We start from the raw sequence: 15,243 nt of genomic DNA on the forward strand, positions 1-15,243 counted from the left end.
GTGCCTAAACCCTTCCTACTCCGAACGCGTAGGAGTGTTCGCGCACCCGGGACAGCCAGTCGTCGCCAGGATGAAGCCGCAGCACCGTCCAACCCGCGTCGTTGAACATGTCCTCAACCTCCTCGGCATCCGGAGGGGATGCCTCTTCGACGAACACCGCCAGCGCTGACCCGTCGGCATGAAACGCGAAGTCCGCCCTGACCCCTGCCGCACTGACGGGCTGTCCGACTTCATCCGGCAGGGCAAACTCGTGCTGCACTAGGAGATCGATGAAGGCCCGTTGCAGTTCGGACTCACAACTCGCTCGCATCTCGTGCGCTTTGTCTTCTCGGTGTTCCGTCTCGATGGCGGGCGTGGTGTTCGACGCGGCGAGCCGCAGCAGGAGGTCGGCGATCAGATGCCGGTCGATGGCCGCGTGGTCGGTTTGGTTGGAATAGGCGAGCAAGCAGTCGTAGCAGGCTTTTTCGCAGCGTTCCCGAGCCCCTTCGGCGCTGCCAAGGTCGGTGCCGTCCGCAGTGAAGTGCGTAATCTCCAACGCGGCCCTCGCGACCTTCGCGATGGCGTCGGGTTCGCCGAGCAGCCGCCGCAGAACACCAGCACCGCCCTCGGCAGATTCGGTGAAGAGCATGCGGCCGCGCGCTTCATTGTCGGGGAGGGCCTCGCTGGAGAGTTCGGAGTCCTCCAACTGGAACTCGGCTTCGACACCGCGCTCCAGGGCGTAGCGCAAGCTGGTGGAAACTTCGGGCGCGACCGGTTGGCCGAGCCGCAGCACTAAGATGTTGCGGGTGTCCTCGACGTAGGGAATTACCTTTTGCTTGGTGGGCACGTCGGCGGCGTCGTCGAGGGCATCGTCCTGGGGTGTGATGTCTTCGGCGTCTCGTTCCGATAGCCAGTTCCCTTTGACGGTGTCGAGCCAGTAGCCAAGGTCGTTGGGGTGTTTGCGACGCCGGCGGCCGACGTTGGTAACTCGTACCGTCGCGGTATCGCCGTAGCTCAGGGTTAGCAGTTCGCCGTCTTGATCTTGCACAGTGGCATCGGAGCGTCCGAGGCGCGGCCCATGCTGGCTGAACCGGTACGACGTGTGCAGCTCGAATCCGGCTCTGCGGCGCTCTTCTTCGTCGCTGGAAATCCGTTCACGCCGGCGTGCGAAAACGGTTTGCATGCGCATCAACCCGTATTGGGGTGTGCCCAGCGGCGCCTCGCAGTTCTCGCACACGTCGAGGCCGGGGCGGCGCACGTGGTGATAGCCGCACGACTCGCAGCGGTATGCGTCCTGTGTGTCGACGGTGCCGATGCCGCCTGCGCTCATTGGCACCTGGATGCGCTTGACTTCGTAGCGCGCGCCTTCGTGGTAGATGATCGCGCCGGGACCGAACTCGCTGATGGCTAGGAATCGCGGACGCTGTAGATAGTCGCCGCCAGCGCGGTTTCCGATCGCCGCTCGGACGCCAGGAATATAGGCCGCCAGCGGCAGCCTCGGAAAGCTGTATCCGGGTAGGAAGCCCTCACTGGCGAAGTAGCGGTAGGTGTAGAAGTCGGAATGGGTGCGGTCAGTGTCTTCGTTGCGGAGTAACCGAAGTTGCCCTTCCGCTTCACGCCGTCGGCCCTCTGCCGCATCTCGGGCGCGTTTATTCACCGCGCTGTCGAGGACAATCCGGTTCTGCTCAGCCTGGTCGTCCAGGGCGGCTTGATACAGTTCGCGCCAGCGGTTGCAGGCGTGATCGAATTCCTCTGGCGCGGCGGAGATTACGGCCGCGGGCCAGTCTTCGTGCCACCAGGAAGTGCGTTGGAGGTCTTCGATAAGGGGTGCGATCAGGACGGTCGCCCGCTCGGTGGCCCGCCGGATCGCGTCGGGGTTGATTAGTGCTTTCTCCAGATCGGAGGTCAGCGGCATGCCGGGTGCATCGAGTTCGAGAAGCTGCGGCATCCGCGAATGGAGGTCGGCGCCAGTTTCGGAGAGCCATAGCGCCTGCAGATGCGACGCCAGCAGAGCCTCGTTGGTCAGGTCCAGCCGCGGCGGGGCGACTGATCCGGCGACCATGTCGACCGAGCGCCGGAAGTAGTACTGGTCGTGAGCGTTGCCGGTGGCGCAGTAGGTGGTGACCAGGGCAGGTTGGCCGGACCGGCCGGCGCGTCCGCTGCGTTGGGCGTAGTTGGCCGGTGTGGGTGGGACGTTGCGCAGCGCCACAGCGTTGAGACTGGCTATGTCGACGCCGAGTTCCATGGTGGGCGAGCAGTACAGGACCTTCAATTCGCCTTTGCGGAAAGCCTTTTCGCGTTCCTCACGATCCGAGGCGGCAACTTGGGCGGTGTGTTCGCGGGCGTACATGCCGACCAGTTCCGGAGCGGTCTTGCGGTAGAGATCCAGGAAGAAGGGGTTGACGCGGGTGCCCTGGTCGGGGTCGAAACCCTTCCGAAGCGGATCGGGCGCCCCGACGCGGCCGTCACCGGGCTTCCAGATCACCGCCGATGCCTTCAAACGGTAGTTGGGACCGGAGAGGCCCTCGACATCCACGGTGGTCAGCAACCCAGCCCGATCCAGAACGCGGAGTAGATCCTCGATAACCTTCTGCGCGTCGGCGGTGTCCATCCGGTCGCCCCGCAGCGTGAGTCCGCTGGCTTCGCGGATGTACCGGCCGAGTGCCGTGCGGCCGGTCAGGCGGGCGATGACTCGTGGGGCGCCGGGCTTGCCGATCTCGGTGGACACTATCGCCGGCCGCGGCCGCGGCTCGTGGGGAGGGATCGACCACAATCCCTTCAACTGTTGATCGGACTGCCGCTTGACCCGATCGAAGCCGTCGTCGGTGAGGCATTCGATGGCGACGGCGAGATCGCGGCGGAACTCGTCAAGAACGATGCGGCACAACTCTTCTCGCTGCACCGCCCTGGCGTCGCGCAGCGGTTTGTAGGTCCGTTCCCACAGCGCGGCGTCGGCGGCGATTTCCGACAGCGATTCGTATCCGACGACAAGCAGTCCGGTCTGTTCCAGGTTGGGCATGGTGACCCGCCACCCCCGCTGGAGGTCGGAGTACAGGCGGTATTCGATGAACTCCTTGAATGCCCGCTCAGCCGACGCCCGCGCCCCGTACACCGCCTCGGGGTTGGCAGCGTAGTCCTCGAACCGCAGGCCCAGGCTTTCGACCACCCGCTGCGCAACGTCCTCGTGGTGAAGGCTGCCCGATTGGAGTGCCCGATAGAGAGCACCGCGAAGCTGAACCATCTGAACAAAGTCGTTGAAGTGTCCAGCCTGCAGGCTGGCGTCTTGCCGATTGTCGACGAACGTGAGCAGCTTGCGTGACTCCGGGCTGAGCTCTTCGGGTGGAATCTCGTTGAGGGAGCGCACGATCGAAGTGCTCAGCACTGACACCGCGGAGCTTCGGCCCTCAGCGTCTAACGTAGCCAGCTTGGCGAAGTCGTTGCCGCGCGCCTGCTCGTAGGACACCTTGCAGCGGAGACAGAACCGGAACGGGGCTGGGACGAACGCGGCCGCCACACCGCCCGATGCGACCTCGCTGCCGCCGACGTCGACTCTTACCCGCCGGGGCAGATACGGGCGGCGCCGTTCGACCACCTGGCCGTCGGAAAGCCAGGAGTCCGGTAAGCGACCTTCCGCCAGCGGATCCAAGGGCCAGGGCTGGCCCGTGGAGATATACAGGTATCCGTTCGCCTGGTCGCCACCGCTGGCGTCGCGGTCCCGGCGCGGGCGGTAGAGCACCTCTGAACCCTCTGTGGTCCGCGCCACGACCAGGTACTCCTGGCCGCACTCGCGGCAAAACGCCAAGGGCATGAGTACGTGGTCCGGCCGATCCGGCACGGCGACTTGATACTGGGAGGTGAGGTGGCGTCTGGCTTCGTCCTCGATCGAGACATAGACGGTGTCGCCCTTGGAGAGGAATTGGTGCAGCCGGAAGGCGAACAATGGCCGGCCGGTGACCGGATTCCGGGCGGCTGAGCCGGCCAGCAAGGTGGTGCGGATCGCCGGCGCGCACTCATCGACGGTGCGACCCGTGAGATCGGCCAGACGCGCCGCCGATTCGCGCACTCGAGCGGGCCGTTGCCGTATCACCCGCCGCGAATCCTGCTCCATCGCGAGCCCGAAGGTCGACTCAATCCACGATGCCAGCGAGGAAGCCGCCAGTTCCTCATACTCGCCAGTGGCTCCCCCGGCCTGAACTGCTCGGGTCAGTTCGGCCACGTCGTCCGGGTCTCCGCCCGTGGCGTGATTGAGGGTCTCCCCGATCACCCGGTCCGGTGTGACTTCAGCGCCGAACAGCCCAGTCGCCACCTCGGCGACCACACGCCGTTGGTCGACTTCAGTGCCGGCGCTGGCCATGGTCGCCGACGTGCCAACGCACTGCATGTTGGGCGACTGGCAGGCGTCGCGCACCCTGCGGACCAGCATCGCCACGTCCGCACCCTGACGACCGCGGTACGTATGGAGCTCGTCGAGGACGAGAAACTGCAAACCCTTCGCCGCGTCGACCAGCTTCCGCCGTTCCTCCGGCCGGGTGAGCATCAGCTCGAGCATTACGTAGTTGGTGAGCAGAATGTCGGGCGGGTTGCGCAGGATCTCCTCGCGACGCTCGCCCTTCTCCTGGCCGGTATAGCGAGCGAAGGTCACCGGCTCGTTGCCCTCGCCATAGCCAAACATCAAGAACTTCTCAAGCTCGCCCACCTGGCTGTTGGCCAGGGCGTTCATCGGGTAGACGATGATGGCCTTGACACCGTACTGGCGTGGTTCCTGGCGCAGCACCCGGTCGACGATCGGGATGATGTAGGCCAGGGACTTACCGGAGCCGGTGCCGGTGGTGAGCACATAGCTCTTGCCGGACTTTGCGGCTTCGATGGCCTCTCGCTGGTGGCGGTGCAGCGTGATGGGCCGACTGCCGGGGTCGACGATGTCCTGCTTCGGGCGAAAAATCTTGGCGCATTCAGGGTGTAGCAGATCCTCGGCGACCAGCTCGTCGATCGAACCGCCAGGAGCAAATGTGGGGTTCAGGGACAGCCACGGCTCCGGCCACTGTTTGCCCTCGGCAAGCTCGTCCGCGACGTACTGCTCAATGCGCGGGTCTCGGGGGACAACGGCGCTGGTGGTGAAGGACTTGTAGTCGTCAATCAGCTCCTGGTGGACGCGGAAGATGTCCATCTGCCTCCCCATTGTTGTCCCGCTTGTGACGACTAGTTCACCAGGCGCGGTAGTCGACCCTCTCAAGCAATCATTCCAAACGTCTCGCTACTGGCGTGCGGCTATGAACAACGGCAGAACAGGCGGCCAGCGCGCGTTGTCGAGGCCGGATAGCCTCGCAGCGACGTCCGACACTTGGCCCCACACACGGGAGGAGAGCCTTCTGACCGAACCGAGTCTGCGGGAGCGATTCAAGGGGTGCCTTCTCGGCGGTGCGGTCGGTGACGCGCTGGGCGCACCGGTCGAGTTCATGAGTTGGAGGAACATCGTCGAGCGCTTCGGCGCCGACGGCGTCACCGACTACGTCCCCGCCTACGGACGAATCGGAGCAATCACCGACGACACCCAAATGACGATGTTCACCGCCGAAGGACTGATCCGCAGCTTTGTGCGCGGCTCGATCAAGGGCATCACCACCGAAGTCGGCGTGACCGCGCACGCCTACCTGCGATGGCTGCTGACCCAAGGTGAGCGCCCGATCCTCACGATCGACTTGCTGAACGAGGAGGAGAAAGGCTGGCTTTTCGGCCACGCAGAACTTCACCATCGACGAGCGCCCGGCAACACGTGCGTGTCGGCCCTCCGGAGCCTGGGAGATCTGGGGGACCGCGCTCGTAACGACAGCAAGGGATGCGGAGGTGTCATGAGGGTCGCTCCAGCTGGACTGTTCGTAGCCAGGGCCGGGAGCACACATGATCTGGAAGCCGCATTTGGCCTGGGAACTGAGCTGTGTGCGATCACCCACGGACATCCCACCGGCTCACTGGCCGGTGGCGCGTTCGGGGCGCTCATTCTCGCGCTCGTCGGCGAGTCACCGCTTCTCGATGCTCTGACCGCGGTGAAGTCGCTGCTGACCACTCGGCCGCGGCACGACGAGGTGCTTACAGCACTCGATTCGGCGGAGCGGCTGGCTACTTCCGGCCGACCGCACCACGAGGCCATTGCCGATATCGGCGAGGGTTGGACTGCCGAGGAAGCTCTTGCCATCGCGATTTATTGCGCTCTGGTCGCGCGGGACTTTCGCCACGGTGTGTTAATGGCGGTCAACCACGGCGGTGATTCGGACTCCACCGGTGCGATCACGGGCAACCTTCTGGGTGCCATGCACGGTGTAGAGGCGATACCCGCGGAATGGCTGCGCCAGGTGGAGCTCGGCGATGTGATCAGCGAACTGGCCGACGACCTCTTCGCATTCCGAGACTGGGATATCGACGACTACGAATTCGACCCCGAGACGGAGCGAATATGGCATAAGTACCCCGGCTTCTGATACGTGGGCACGGATGCCGGCAGGCTTCGTCGAATCGCTGATGGGGTAACCGGCCGGTGGGAGGGAGATCAAGCGATGGTTGATTCTGGCAAGACGGTGGTCCCGGTATGGACGCTCGCCACGCGCGACGTTCCGCTGCCCCCCTTATTCGGCGACGAGGCCATGACACCCGAGCGCCTTGGTGAGTTGCGAACGGTGTTGGCGGCTCTCGCCGACGCCCCTATCGCCACGCTGGAAGCGCATCCAATGCCGAAGAACGTCGACCGCAGTCGAGGGCTGCACCTGGACAGTGCAAGTCCACTGGCCATGCATCTGTCGCAGTTGATGGGCCAGACGTCGAGGGCAGCACCAGTCGCAGGAGCCGCGGTCGGTGGTGAGGTGCTGTACCGCATGGTGGTTCCGGCCAAGGTGGCGGCCCAATTTGGTGGCGGGATGCTCAAACCGATGGCCGCCAAGACGGGCGGTGTGCACAGCGCATTGATCGGTGCGTCGGGAATCAAGGCGCAAGCCTCCTTCGTACCGGTTGCCGGCAAGTCCGCAGTCGCGGGGGCGGCGGGAGTCGGTGCATTGACCGTTGCCGCGCCGCTTGTGCTGATGGCGGTTGCGGCGGGAATCAGCGCTCATGCCGACCGCGGTCGCCAAGAGGCGATCGAGAACATCACCGCACTGCTCGAGAAGCTGCACGACGATGCGCTACAGCGCGAGCGCAGCAATCTCAATGGTTGCCGCGGAGCCATCGACAACGCAACCGCTATTCTCCTTGACCAGGGCCGCATAGGCGTCTCCCTTGGATTGGATTCTGCCGTACACGCGATAAGTGTCGCGATGGCCGACGCCGAAGAACGGCTCAAGAAGTGGCAGCGTGGTCTGGCTCAGATCGGTAACCGCCCAGTCGAGATCGCTACTTTACGTAGAACCTTCAGCGGCATAGATGAAGGTGCTGGAGAGTTCTACGCGCACCTCGAACTCGCCCGGCTTGCCATCGCACTGAAGAAGCGCGTCCTCGTCCTTCAGGCGGTGGAGCACGCTCAAATGGATCCATCGAATCCCTTTGAAAACTTCGTCCGCGCCCTGAGAGCCGATCAGAGACGCGTGGCGGAGTTAGAGTCCGGCATCGCCGAAGTCCTGTCGAGGTTGTCGACGCTGCAACTGGACCGGCCACATGGTGTGCGGGACGTTTTCATCGCACGGGCCGTAGTGGACAACCTGCTACGCACGTCTTACCGACTGCGCGAACTGGGCGAGGGGGTCGGCTACGCGGGGCATACAGATGATGTGACGATCGAGATCGCGCAGACCTCAGACGGATCCGTGGTCGTCTTGCCCGCCACTGCCGCCGCCTAGTACCGCTCTCTTCAAGCGATCGAATCTCGAAGGCTAGGGCACCTCGTGACCCTGACCTCGACTCGACTTATCTCGGCAAGTGCGGCGCCACAACACAAGTGCCGGACTGTCGGTCCAATGGAAAAGAGGGCCCGCTCGACGTCGTCGGAGCGGCATGTCCGTTTACGCCCCCACGCCTCACACCACTCGACGTAGCGCGCGTATTTCTCAGGGACATATCGGCTATCCCACGTGCCGTCTTGGGGCGGGCAGTGGGGTTCCGCGGGAGTTGATGGCCGGGAACCCCTGACCCGCCCCAGACGGGCTTACAGGCGTCCGGCGCCCTCCTCCTGGGACGGCTCGTTCGTCCACGCGAACATGACCGGAAGCCAGGTCGGCACCTCGTAGCCGTCGACGCCCAGATCGTCGCCGAAGTCGATGGCCGGCAGCGGCACCTCCTCGTGACCGTCGTCGGAGTAATCCTCCAGCAGCTCCATCCCGCTGAGCCTGTAGTGCTCGACGGTGGTGCGTTCCAAGACGACGTGCCGCTCGGCCAGCACGGCTTCGACGAGTTCCAGGAACTGCGGCGCCGCGCCGTTCCAGAGCACGACGTTGGTCGGGTCGGCCACCGTCGTCATGGTCGTGCCGTCGCCGACCGTGTGGTTACCGATCGTCATGGTTTTGTCGCCGTGAATCTCGATGCCGAACCTGTCATCGACCCGGTCGGCGAGGCGCATGAACGTGATGGCGCCCTCGGTCTCCACAAGCTCGATCGCCGCCCCGACGGCCGCCTCGAAATTTCCTGTCTTGCTTGTCATTTCGTTACTTCCTCTTTCTATTCTCGGTCCCACCGGTCACTCGCCGGCGGGAATCTTGGCTGCGAACGCGATCTCGTCGGCGCCGGTGTCGGCCACCCGGATGCGCGGGTCTTCCGCAACCCTCAAGAGCACGCCGTAAAGCAACTCGACGCCGTGTGCAGGTGTGCTCAGCCCGTCGAGGTCGAGCAGGCTCCGGTCGCGATCGTCCAGGTACGCGTACAGTCCCGCCAGGCTGATCGGCGCGTATGGGTTGCTGACGATGAACTCGACGGCCTTGTCGGCGATCCATCGAGCCGCGGCCCCGACGTACTCGCCCATCATCCACGGAAGCTCGGACTCGATGGTGTTCGAATCATCGAAGCCCTCATCGAAACCCTTTGAGCAATCTGACATTTCACCTACCTCTTATCTTCTCCTCTTTCCCGCAGGCGGTTGCCCAGCGGTGGTCTGGTGGCGGCTCATGTCACGCCGCGGCGGGCATCGTTGAGTTCCTGCATGAGCCGGCGATCGCCGCCGACGAGATCGGGATGCAGCACCTTGCTCAACGCCTTGAACACGGGCGCGGCTCGATCTGGTCCGACCGCGGCAAATAGCATCTGCGCCCAGGTGCCCTGATCGGCAGCACGATCGCGGCGATCGTCGCGGTGCCGATCGTCGATGCCGGTGACGCTGTAGCCGGCGCGGCGCATGTCGTCGACGAGCCATGCGGCGTGCCGATCGCTGACCCACCAGGTTCTGGTCGACTTGTTCCACGATCGGGCACCGGCCGGCACGGTCTTCACAAGGTCGACCAACCGCAGGTCGTAGCGGAAGCTGACGGCGTATCCGCCGCCGGCGATCGGGACGAACCGCACCGTGGTCATGGCCGGGTCCGATAGGGCGTAGGTGCCACGGAGGCCACAGAAGCCACAGAAGGGATGACCCTTCACGGGTTTTGTGGCTTTCGTGGCTTTCGTGGCGTGGTCAGGCATTTCTCACATGCCTCCCATCACGACGGGGTGGACCTTGTACCGCGGTGACGGTGGGCGCCCGCCTGTGGGCTTCGCTGCCGGCATCGGCGCCAGGTAGCCGTGCTCGACCAGCCGTTCCACCGACGGCAGCAGGTCGGCCTTGCTGCGGAACCGGGATCGGCTGCCGGCCACATGCAGGTCGCGTTCGGACACCTCGTCGGCACCCAGCCTGGTGATGACGTCGAGCAGGTAGACGGCGTCGGCGGTCACGCGGTCGGCGCCCATCTCGGCGAACGCGGCGATCGCGCAGCACTTGAAGTACCTGCCGATCCGGTGGGCGGCCCTGACCGTCTCGGCGTCGATCGGTTTTCTCGGGCCGGCGTCGGCGCCGCGCTGCGCGAGGTGGATGATCCCGGCCAGTCGGGCAATCGCGCCGACGTACTTGGCGCCCCAGTCGGCCAGGGCGGCCAGTTCCCCATCTCCTGCCAGGGTCGGCTCGACGGCCTTCTCGATCGCCGTGATCGCCTTGTGGGCCGCGTCGCTGAGCACGAGCACCGCTGGGTCGCCCTGCCAGCCGGCCATACCCTCAGCGAGCGACGTCACGGCCTGCCCGTAGGCCCGCACAGCGTCCTCGTCGGCCGGGTCGGCGCCGATCTTGCGTCGACCGACCTTCGACGCCGGGTAGGCGTACAAGATCCTGGCGAGCAGTCCGCGGCCGCGGAACTGGCGATTGGACGCGACCGTGGTGAGCACGTCGGGCTGCACCATCAGCCCGATGGTCATCGCGGGTCGGCGGATGTATTCCGGCGGCCGGCCCTTGCGGTCCACCTTCACCGGGTCACCGGAGTGACCCTTAAGCCACAGGTCCAGGTTGGCGATGCCGCCCTGGTAGCGGCCTGCGACGATGTCGAAGATGCCACCCTCGGCGCTGATGATCGCCAGCCGGCCGCCCTGCTCGGCCATCAGCGTTCCCGCCGCTTCCGGCGTGACGTCGTCGGCGACGATGCGGGGGATCGGCGGGACCTCAATCTCGTCGGCGAGCATTGCGAACCCGATCGCGTCGGCAAGGGCTTCATCCTGCTTGTCTGATGAGGCCGCGGCGCGGCGCGCCCTGATGGTGGCTTCGTCGGCGACCTGCTTGCGAGTCTCGGCTTCCCGGCGGCTGGCCTTGGCCTTGGCAACGAGGTTCTGTTCGACGTCGAGCAGCGGCCGGACCATCGCTGCCTGGACCGCGGACTTGCGTTCGCCGGGAGCGGCGACGGTCACCGTGAAAATGTTGCACGGCTCCCGCCACCCCCGCCGGACCTCAACCTCAGCGTGCCCACCGGTGCAGGCCGAAAGTGCCGACAGCGCAGACGTTCCCGCCATCGCTTCGTCGGTCTGTGTCGCCTCGGCGACTTCGCGCACCATGCCGGCGATCGTGTCCGGCAGTGCCGACGTCGGGAACTTCGGGATGCTGGGGCGGCGGTTGAGGGGGATCGGGTCGCCGTCGAACAGTCGCTCATCGTCGGACATCGGGGGAACGCTGTCGGCGTCGATCATGCTGCCACCCCCTTGCCAGTGATGGCCCGGTATGCGGCTTTCAGGTCGCCGACGTGATCGAGGACCGCGTAGGCACGAAACCTGGTGTAGCCCTTTGGGTTTGACGCCGCGGTGACGTCGAACGGGGTGTTCGGCGAGTAGACGAACAGCAGACCATGCTTGACGGTGGCCGACCACGCCGAGGTGGCCGCCGGGTGGCGCCAGCGTGCACCGTCACCGTCGGGGTCAGCATCGAGGCACCGCCAGCCGTGCGGGCCGAGGATGTCAGACCACGACGTGGCGGCGCTGAACTGGTCGGCCGGCGACGGCCCGGTGAACGTCGAAAACTCCTGTCGGCGCCGCGGCTGCTCCTCGACGGGTTCGGGCCGCAGCAGGTCGATCAGCCACGCCGGCGGGTCGACCACGGGATGATCGATGCGCCGGTACGGACGGCCGGTGTCGGGGTGGATCGATGGCGCCGCCACGACGTAGCCGGTGTCGAGCTTGATGTCGATGCCCGGGCCGAGGCGGGTGCTGGACAGCTTGCCGGCCGGTCGGCGGTAGAAGCGGTGGGAGCCGCCGTCGCCGCGGCCTGAGATCGTTCTGAGCGTCCGCGGCAGCGGCCCGTGCTCGGCCTTGAGCGCTTCGATCGTGTCGGCGCCGCCGTTGCGCGGGTCGACGTCGAGCACGAACATGCTGGCCGGCACACGGGCGCCGATGTTGCATCCGGCGTATCGGCCACCCCACCATCGGGCGACCTGCTCGACGTCGTCGGTGGCGTCGAGGACGCCGCGGCCGCCGGCGATCGCAGGGATCTTGCCGACGAGCGGGAAGACCCTCCAGCGGCGGCACGCGTACTCGACCGCGCAGGCGCCGATGTCGTTGATGCTGAGTCCGGTAGCGCCCAGTCCGCGGATCGCGTTAGCTACGCAGAGCAGGTCCGCCGCGGTATCGTGGTCTTCTTCTTCTCGGCGAACAGCCCCGGCGTCCGGCCGGGGTTGTTTCGTTTCGGCCACAGTCAGCGGCCTCCAGGCGAATCGGCGGTCACGCCGCCGAATTGGCTGTTTTCCCAAGTGATCACGTCACTGAGTCGGTATCGGACGTGGCGACCGAACCGGGCGTACTTGGGGCCGCGGCCCTGCGACGCCCACTGGTTGAGCGTGGCGGGCGGCATCTTCCAGCGGTCAGCGAGTTCTGGGCGGGTGAGCCAGGTCTCGTCCATCAATTCTCCTAAATTGCGTGATAATCCCGCAGTTCTTATAAGTTCTGCGTGTTGATGGGCCGATCTCAACACATCACGAACAGACGCGCAAGCTGCTACGCTTTTGCGTTATGAACACGCAAGGCTGGGCTGAGGGTCAGACGTTGCGCATCGGGAAAGAGGTTCGCCGGCTGCGCGACGCTCAGGACTTGTCAGCACGAGAGCTGGCAGACCGCACGGCAGACCTGGGCCATCACGTCACCAGAACCGCGATCACGGACCTGGAGATCGGGCGCCGCAAGCAGCTGACCGTCGCCGAGTTGACCGTGCTGGCGTATGCGCTCAATACCGCCCCGGTCGCTTTGATCTACCCCGGGCCATACGACCACCCCACCGAAGTGCTGCCTGTGCACGAAGAGGTGTCGGAAGCGCGTGCCGCACAATGGTTCTGCGGTCTGCCGGAGGGTCACCGCTCTCTTGCCGATAACCCCCGCATGCACCGCATGAACCTCAGGCGGTTACGGCTGGCTCGCCAGATCTGGGACCTCGAAGAGAAAGGGATTGCACTGAGGGCGCAGATGACGGCTGCTGACGAACCCGACACGAAAGCCCAACTGGTCGACGCGCTCGCAGATCTGCAAGGCCGCATCGACGATTTGAAGGCGGCTGACGATGGCCGGTAGGCCGCGGCTGCGGATCGGGCAGCACGGCAGGATCAACCGGAGCTACCTCGGCGCCGGCGTGTGGGAGGCGTCGTGCCGCTTTCGCGACAGCGACGGCGTGGTGCGCAAGGTGCAGCGGCTCGGGCCGGCCGACGAGTTCGACAAGCGCGGCAAGCTGGCCGAGGACGCGCTCATCGAAGCATTGGCCGAACGCCGCGCACCATCGGCCGACCAGATCGACCACGACACCCTCCTCGTCTCCCTGGTAGATCAGCACCTGACCCGGTTGACCGAGGATGGCCGCTCTCCCTCCACCATCGACACCTACCAATTCGCCGCGGGCAAGCTGGCCAAGTTCATCGGTGGTGTGCGCGTCGGCGAAGCATCGACTGCACGGCTCGACGCGGCCCTGAGGTCCATGCGCGCGGCCCACGGCGCCACTATGGCCAAGCAGGCCAAGACCGTTCTGCGGGGCGGCCTGCAGTTGGCGGTGCTGGCCAACGTGCTCACGGCCAACCCCGTGCGCGACGTGGCGCCGCTGCAATCCAAGAACCAGCCCAAGGGCGCCGCGGCGATCGGCGCCGACCGGCTGCCCGAACTGTTGGCCAAGCTGCGTGCGTCGATGTTCTGCCGGGAGCACGATCTGGTGGACCCGGTCACCATGCTGATCGCCACAGGGTTGCGGCGCTCAGAACTACTCGGACTGCGATGGGCCGACATTGACGCGAAGGCTGGCACAGTCGCGGTCAACGGCAAGCTGGTGCGTATCGCCGGCGAAGGGCTGAGGTGGATTCCCGTCACGAAGTCGGCCGCCGGCCGGCGCACCATCCCACTTCCCCGGTTCGCCATCGAGATGTTGACAGACCGCCGCGGTGTTCCCTATCTCGGTGAGCAGCCGATGATCTTCCCCTCCACAGCGGGAACCTGGCGCGACCCGAACAACTTCGGCAAGCAGTGGCGCAATGCCCGTGAAGACCTCGGTGTGCCCGAGGTGACCACGCACAGCTTCCGCAAGACAGCGGCCGACCTTATCGACGACGAGGGCCTGTCGGCTCGCGTCGGCGCGGACCATCTCGGGCACAGCAATGTGTCGATGACGCAGGACAAGTATATGAGTCGGGGGCGCATCCATGCCGAGGTTGCTGACCTGCTGGACCGTGCGGTAATAAACGCCGAATAAACGCCGACTAGGCCGCCCACTGAGAGCAGAAACACCCTCTGAAGTGGGGCGGGCGGGACTTGAACCCGCGACCAACGGATTATGAGTCCGCGGCTCTAACCGACTGAGCTACCGCCCCGGCGCGTTGCGCGGCACCATCGTCCCATATCGCGATGTGCCCACCTTGCAGCGACTAATTCGCTCCCAGCGAATTTTTCGCTGCGAGGTGGGCACCTACAGCAATGGCCCCTCAGAGGTGGGCACCCCACACAGCTTGCCCGTCAGAGGTGGGCGTCTAGAGCGCTCCGGGAGCCGTCAGGCGATATCGGCGTACACCGGCTGCCCGTCGTCACCGATCGAGTACCTCTCGGTGCCCGAAGACACCCGCGGCGTATCGGCGCCCAGCGATACCGCGATCTTGTTGCACGCGTTGCGCATGACATCCAGCGTCAGCTCCAACGACTGCTTCTCCGAGAAATTCCGCCGCACCTCCGCCGCCACCTCGGCGTCGATGCGCGCCGGCGACCAGATCAGCGCGTCGACGTACCGTAGCGCCGCCTTCTGCGCCTCGGTCAGGCTCTCGGCGGATTCATAGTCCTCGATCTGCCCATACATCTCCTCCGAGCCGCCGGAGTCCAACGCGTCGCCGTCGCGCAACGACTTGCACAGCCTGCAGTTGTGCTGCATCGCGCCACGCAATCGGACGATCTCCGTGGTCAGCGGATCGAGCGCCCGCAACCGCGCCACCGCCGGTGCGAACCCGTTGAGCAACGCATCGACGGGATCGGACTCCGGATCCCATTCCACGACGCTGACGTAACCGGGTCTCCCTAACCCCAGCGCTTCACAGCCCGCCCACACCCGCGGCACGAAGTCCGCGATGAAGGTCGCGACGACCGTCCTAAATACGTTGTCGCCCAGAGTCTCCGATAGTCGCTTACGCTGGTTGTCACCGATACCCGACACGTCCGTCGCGAACTGCTCGGCGAACGCCGCCACCACCCGGTCCGCTTCGGTGGACTCGTCGAGCAGGTCGACTTGCACCGCCAGCGGCGGTAACGACAGCGACCTGCCGCACGTCAACCGGATCAGCGTGTCCCGTTGGTTGTCACCCGACGACATCGCCACCAAACCGGCGATCCGATCGGCAAGCT

At 65.5% G+C, this 15,243-nt stretch carries 13 protein-coding genes and 1 tRNA gene; 4 read left to right on the forward strand and 10 right to left on the reverse strand.

Features of this window, described 5'->3' with window-relative positions:
* Nucleotides 1-4: 4 nt before the first annotated feature.
* The gene (locus A5759_RS19950; RefSeq protein ID WP_231984703.1) at nucleotides 5-5,158 is read right to left on the reverse strand and encodes a DEAD/DEAH box helicase; all 5,154 of its coding nucleotides are present in this window, start codon (nucleotides 5,156-5,158) and stop codon (nucleotides 5-7) included.
* Between the two features lie 205 nt (nucleotides 5,159-5,363).
* On the opposite strand from A5759_RS19950, the gene A5759_RS19955 reads away from it, so the two are divergent.
* Both A5759_RS19955 and A5759_RS19960 read left to right on the forward strand, forming a co-directional pair.
* Nucleotides 5,364-6,455 (forward strand): ADP-ribosylglycohydrolase family protein, encoded by a 1,092-nt coding sequence (locus A5759_RS19955; RefSeq protein WP_068201196.1) that lies wholly within the window; start codon nucleotides 5,364-5,366, stop codon nucleotides 6,453-6,455.
* A 75-nt stretch (nucleotides 6,456-6,530) separates the two neighbouring features.
* A complete protein-coding gene (locus tag A5759_RS19960) occupies nucleotides 6,531-7,799 on the forward strand; it encodes a hypothetical protein (protein ID WP_068200695.1) in 1,269 nt (422 codons plus the stop codon).
* Nucleotides 7,800-7,810: 11 nt separating this feature from the next.
* Here A5759_RS19960 and A5759_RS26595 read toward each other — a convergent pair whose 3' ends face one another.
* The 7 genes from A5759_RS26595 to A5759_RS19990 form a co-directional block, all read right to left on the reverse strand.
* Nucleotides 7,811-8,098, reverse strand: coding sequence for a hypothetical protein (locus A5759_RS26595; RefSeq protein ID WP_369816251.1), 288 nt, complete (start codon nucleotides 8,096-8,098; stop codon nucleotides 7,811-7,813).
* Nucleotides 8,099-8,104: 6 nt separating this feature from the next.
* The gene (locus A5759_RS19965; protein ID WP_068200697.1) at nucleotides 8,105-8,596 is read right to left on the reverse strand and encodes a hypothetical protein; all 492 of its coding nucleotides are present in this window, start codon (nucleotides 8,594-8,596) and stop codon (nucleotides 8,105-8,107) included.
* A 36-nt stretch (nucleotides 8,597-8,632) separates the two neighbouring features.
* Entirely contained in the window at nucleotides 8,633-8,989 is a 357-nt protein-coding gene (locus A5759_RS19970) for a hypothetical protein (protein ID WP_068200700.1), read from the reverse strand.
* Between the two features lie 65 nt (nucleotides 8,990-9,054).
* Nucleotides 9,055-9,459 (reverse strand): hypothetical protein, encoded by a 405-nt coding sequence (locus A5759_RS19975; protein ID WP_068200702.1) that lies wholly within the window; start codon nucleotides 9,457-9,459, stop codon nucleotides 9,055-9,057.
* A 111-nt stretch (nucleotides 9,460-9,570) separates the two neighbouring features.
* Nucleotides 9,571-11,088, reverse strand: a complete 1,518-nt coding sequence (locus A5759_RS19980) for a YfjI family protein (protein ID WP_068200704.1) — start codon at nucleotides 11,086-11,088, stop codon at nucleotides 9,571-9,573.
* Nucleotides 11,085-12,083: a bifunctional DNA primase/polymerase gene (locus A5759_RS19985; RefSeq protein WP_231984704.1), complete on the reverse strand. Its 999-nt coding sequence runs from the start codon at nucleotides 12,081-12,083 to the stop codon at nucleotides 11,085-11,087. Before A5759_RS19985 ends, A5759_RS19980 begins: the two co-directional genes overlap by 4 nt.
* Nucleotides 12,084-12,085: 2 nt before the next feature.
* A complete protein-coding gene (locus A5759_RS19990) occupies nucleotides 12,086-12,289 on the reverse strand; it encodes an AlpA family transcriptional regulator (RefSeq protein WP_068200705.1) in 204 nt (67 codons plus the stop codon).
* 110 nt (nucleotides 12,290-12,399) lie between these two features.
* On the opposite strand from A5759_RS19990, the gene A5759_RS19995 reads away from it, so the two are divergent.
* Together A5759_RS19995 and xerC are read left to right on the forward strand one after the other, a co-directional pair.
* Nucleotides 12,400-12,951: a helix-turn-helix domain-containing protein gene (locus A5759_RS19995; protein ID WP_068200707.1), complete on the forward strand. Its 552-nt coding sequence runs from the start codon at nucleotides 12,400-12,402 to the stop codon at nucleotides 12,949-12,951.
* A complete protein-coding gene (gene xerC, locus A5759_RS20000) occupies nucleotides 12,941-14,110 on the forward strand; it encodes a tyrosine recombinase XerC (protein WP_068200709.1) in 1,170 nt (389 codons plus the stop codon). The genes A5759_RS19995 and xerC overlap by 11 nt, the downstream gene beginning before the upstream one ends.
* A gap of 44 nt (nucleotides 14,111-14,154) precedes the next feature.
* Here xerC and A5759_RS20005 read toward each other — a convergent pair.
* Together A5759_RS20005 and A5759_RS20010 are read right to left on the reverse strand one after the other, a co-directional pair.
* Nucleotides 14,155-14,228, reverse strand: a tRNA-Ile gene (locus tag A5759_RS20005).
* 176 nt (nucleotides 14,229-14,404) lie between these two features.
* Complete coding sequence (locus A5759_RS20010) at nucleotides 14,405-15,211, reverse strand: carboxymuconolactone decarboxylase family protein (protein ID WP_068201200.1); 807 nt, start codon at nucleotides 15,209-15,211, stop codon at nucleotides 14,405-14,407.
* Nucleotides 15,212-15,243: the final 32 nt, after the last annotated feature.

Source organism: Mycobacterium sp. 852014-52144_SCH5372336, from assembly GCF_001665615.1.
Taxonomy (GTDB): Bacteria; Actinomycetota; Actinomycetes; order Mycobacteriales; family Mycobacteriaceae; genus Mycobacterium; species Mycobacterium neumannii_A.

Coding starts and splice junctions, on each gene's coding strand:
- A5759_RS19950 (WP_231984703.1), bottom strand. CDS start 5,158: ATGGGGAGGCAGATGGACATCTTCCGCGTCCACCAGGAGCTGATTGAC.
- A5759_RS19960 (WP_068200695.1), top strand. CDS start 6,531: ATGGTTGATTCTGGCAAGACGGTGGTCCCGGTATGGACGCTCGCCACG.
- A5759_RS19965 (WP_068200697.1), bottom strand. CDS start 8,596: ATGACAAGCAAGACAGGAAATTTCGAGGCGGCCGTCGGGGCGGCGATC.
- A5759_RS19970 (WP_068200700.1), bottom strand. CDS start 8,989: ATGTCAGATTGCTCAAAGGGTTTCGATGAGGGCTTCGATGATTCGAAC.
- A5759_RS19975 (WP_068200702.1), bottom strand. CDS start 9,459: ATGACCACGGTGCGGTTCGTCCCGATCGCCGGCGGCGGATACGCCGTC.
- A5759_RS19980 (WP_068200704.1), bottom strand. CDS start 11,088: ATGATCGACGCCGACAGCGTTCCCCCGATGTCCGACGATGAGCGACTG.
- A5759_RS19990 (WP_068200705.1), bottom strand. CDS start 12,289: ATGGACGAGACCTGGCTCACCCGCCCAGAACTCGCTGACCGCTGGAAG.
- A5759_RS19995 (WP_068200707.1), top strand. CDS start 12,400: ATGAACACGCAAGGCTGGGCTGAGGGTCAGACGTTGCGCATCGGGAAA.
- xerC (WP_068200709.1), top strand. CDS start 12,941: ATGGCCGGTAGGCCGCGGCTGCGGATCGGGCAGCACGGCAGGATCAAC.
- A5759_RS20010 (WP_068201200.1), bottom strand. CDS start 15,211: ATGTCGTCGGGTGACAACCAACGGGACACGCTGATCCGGTTGACGTGC.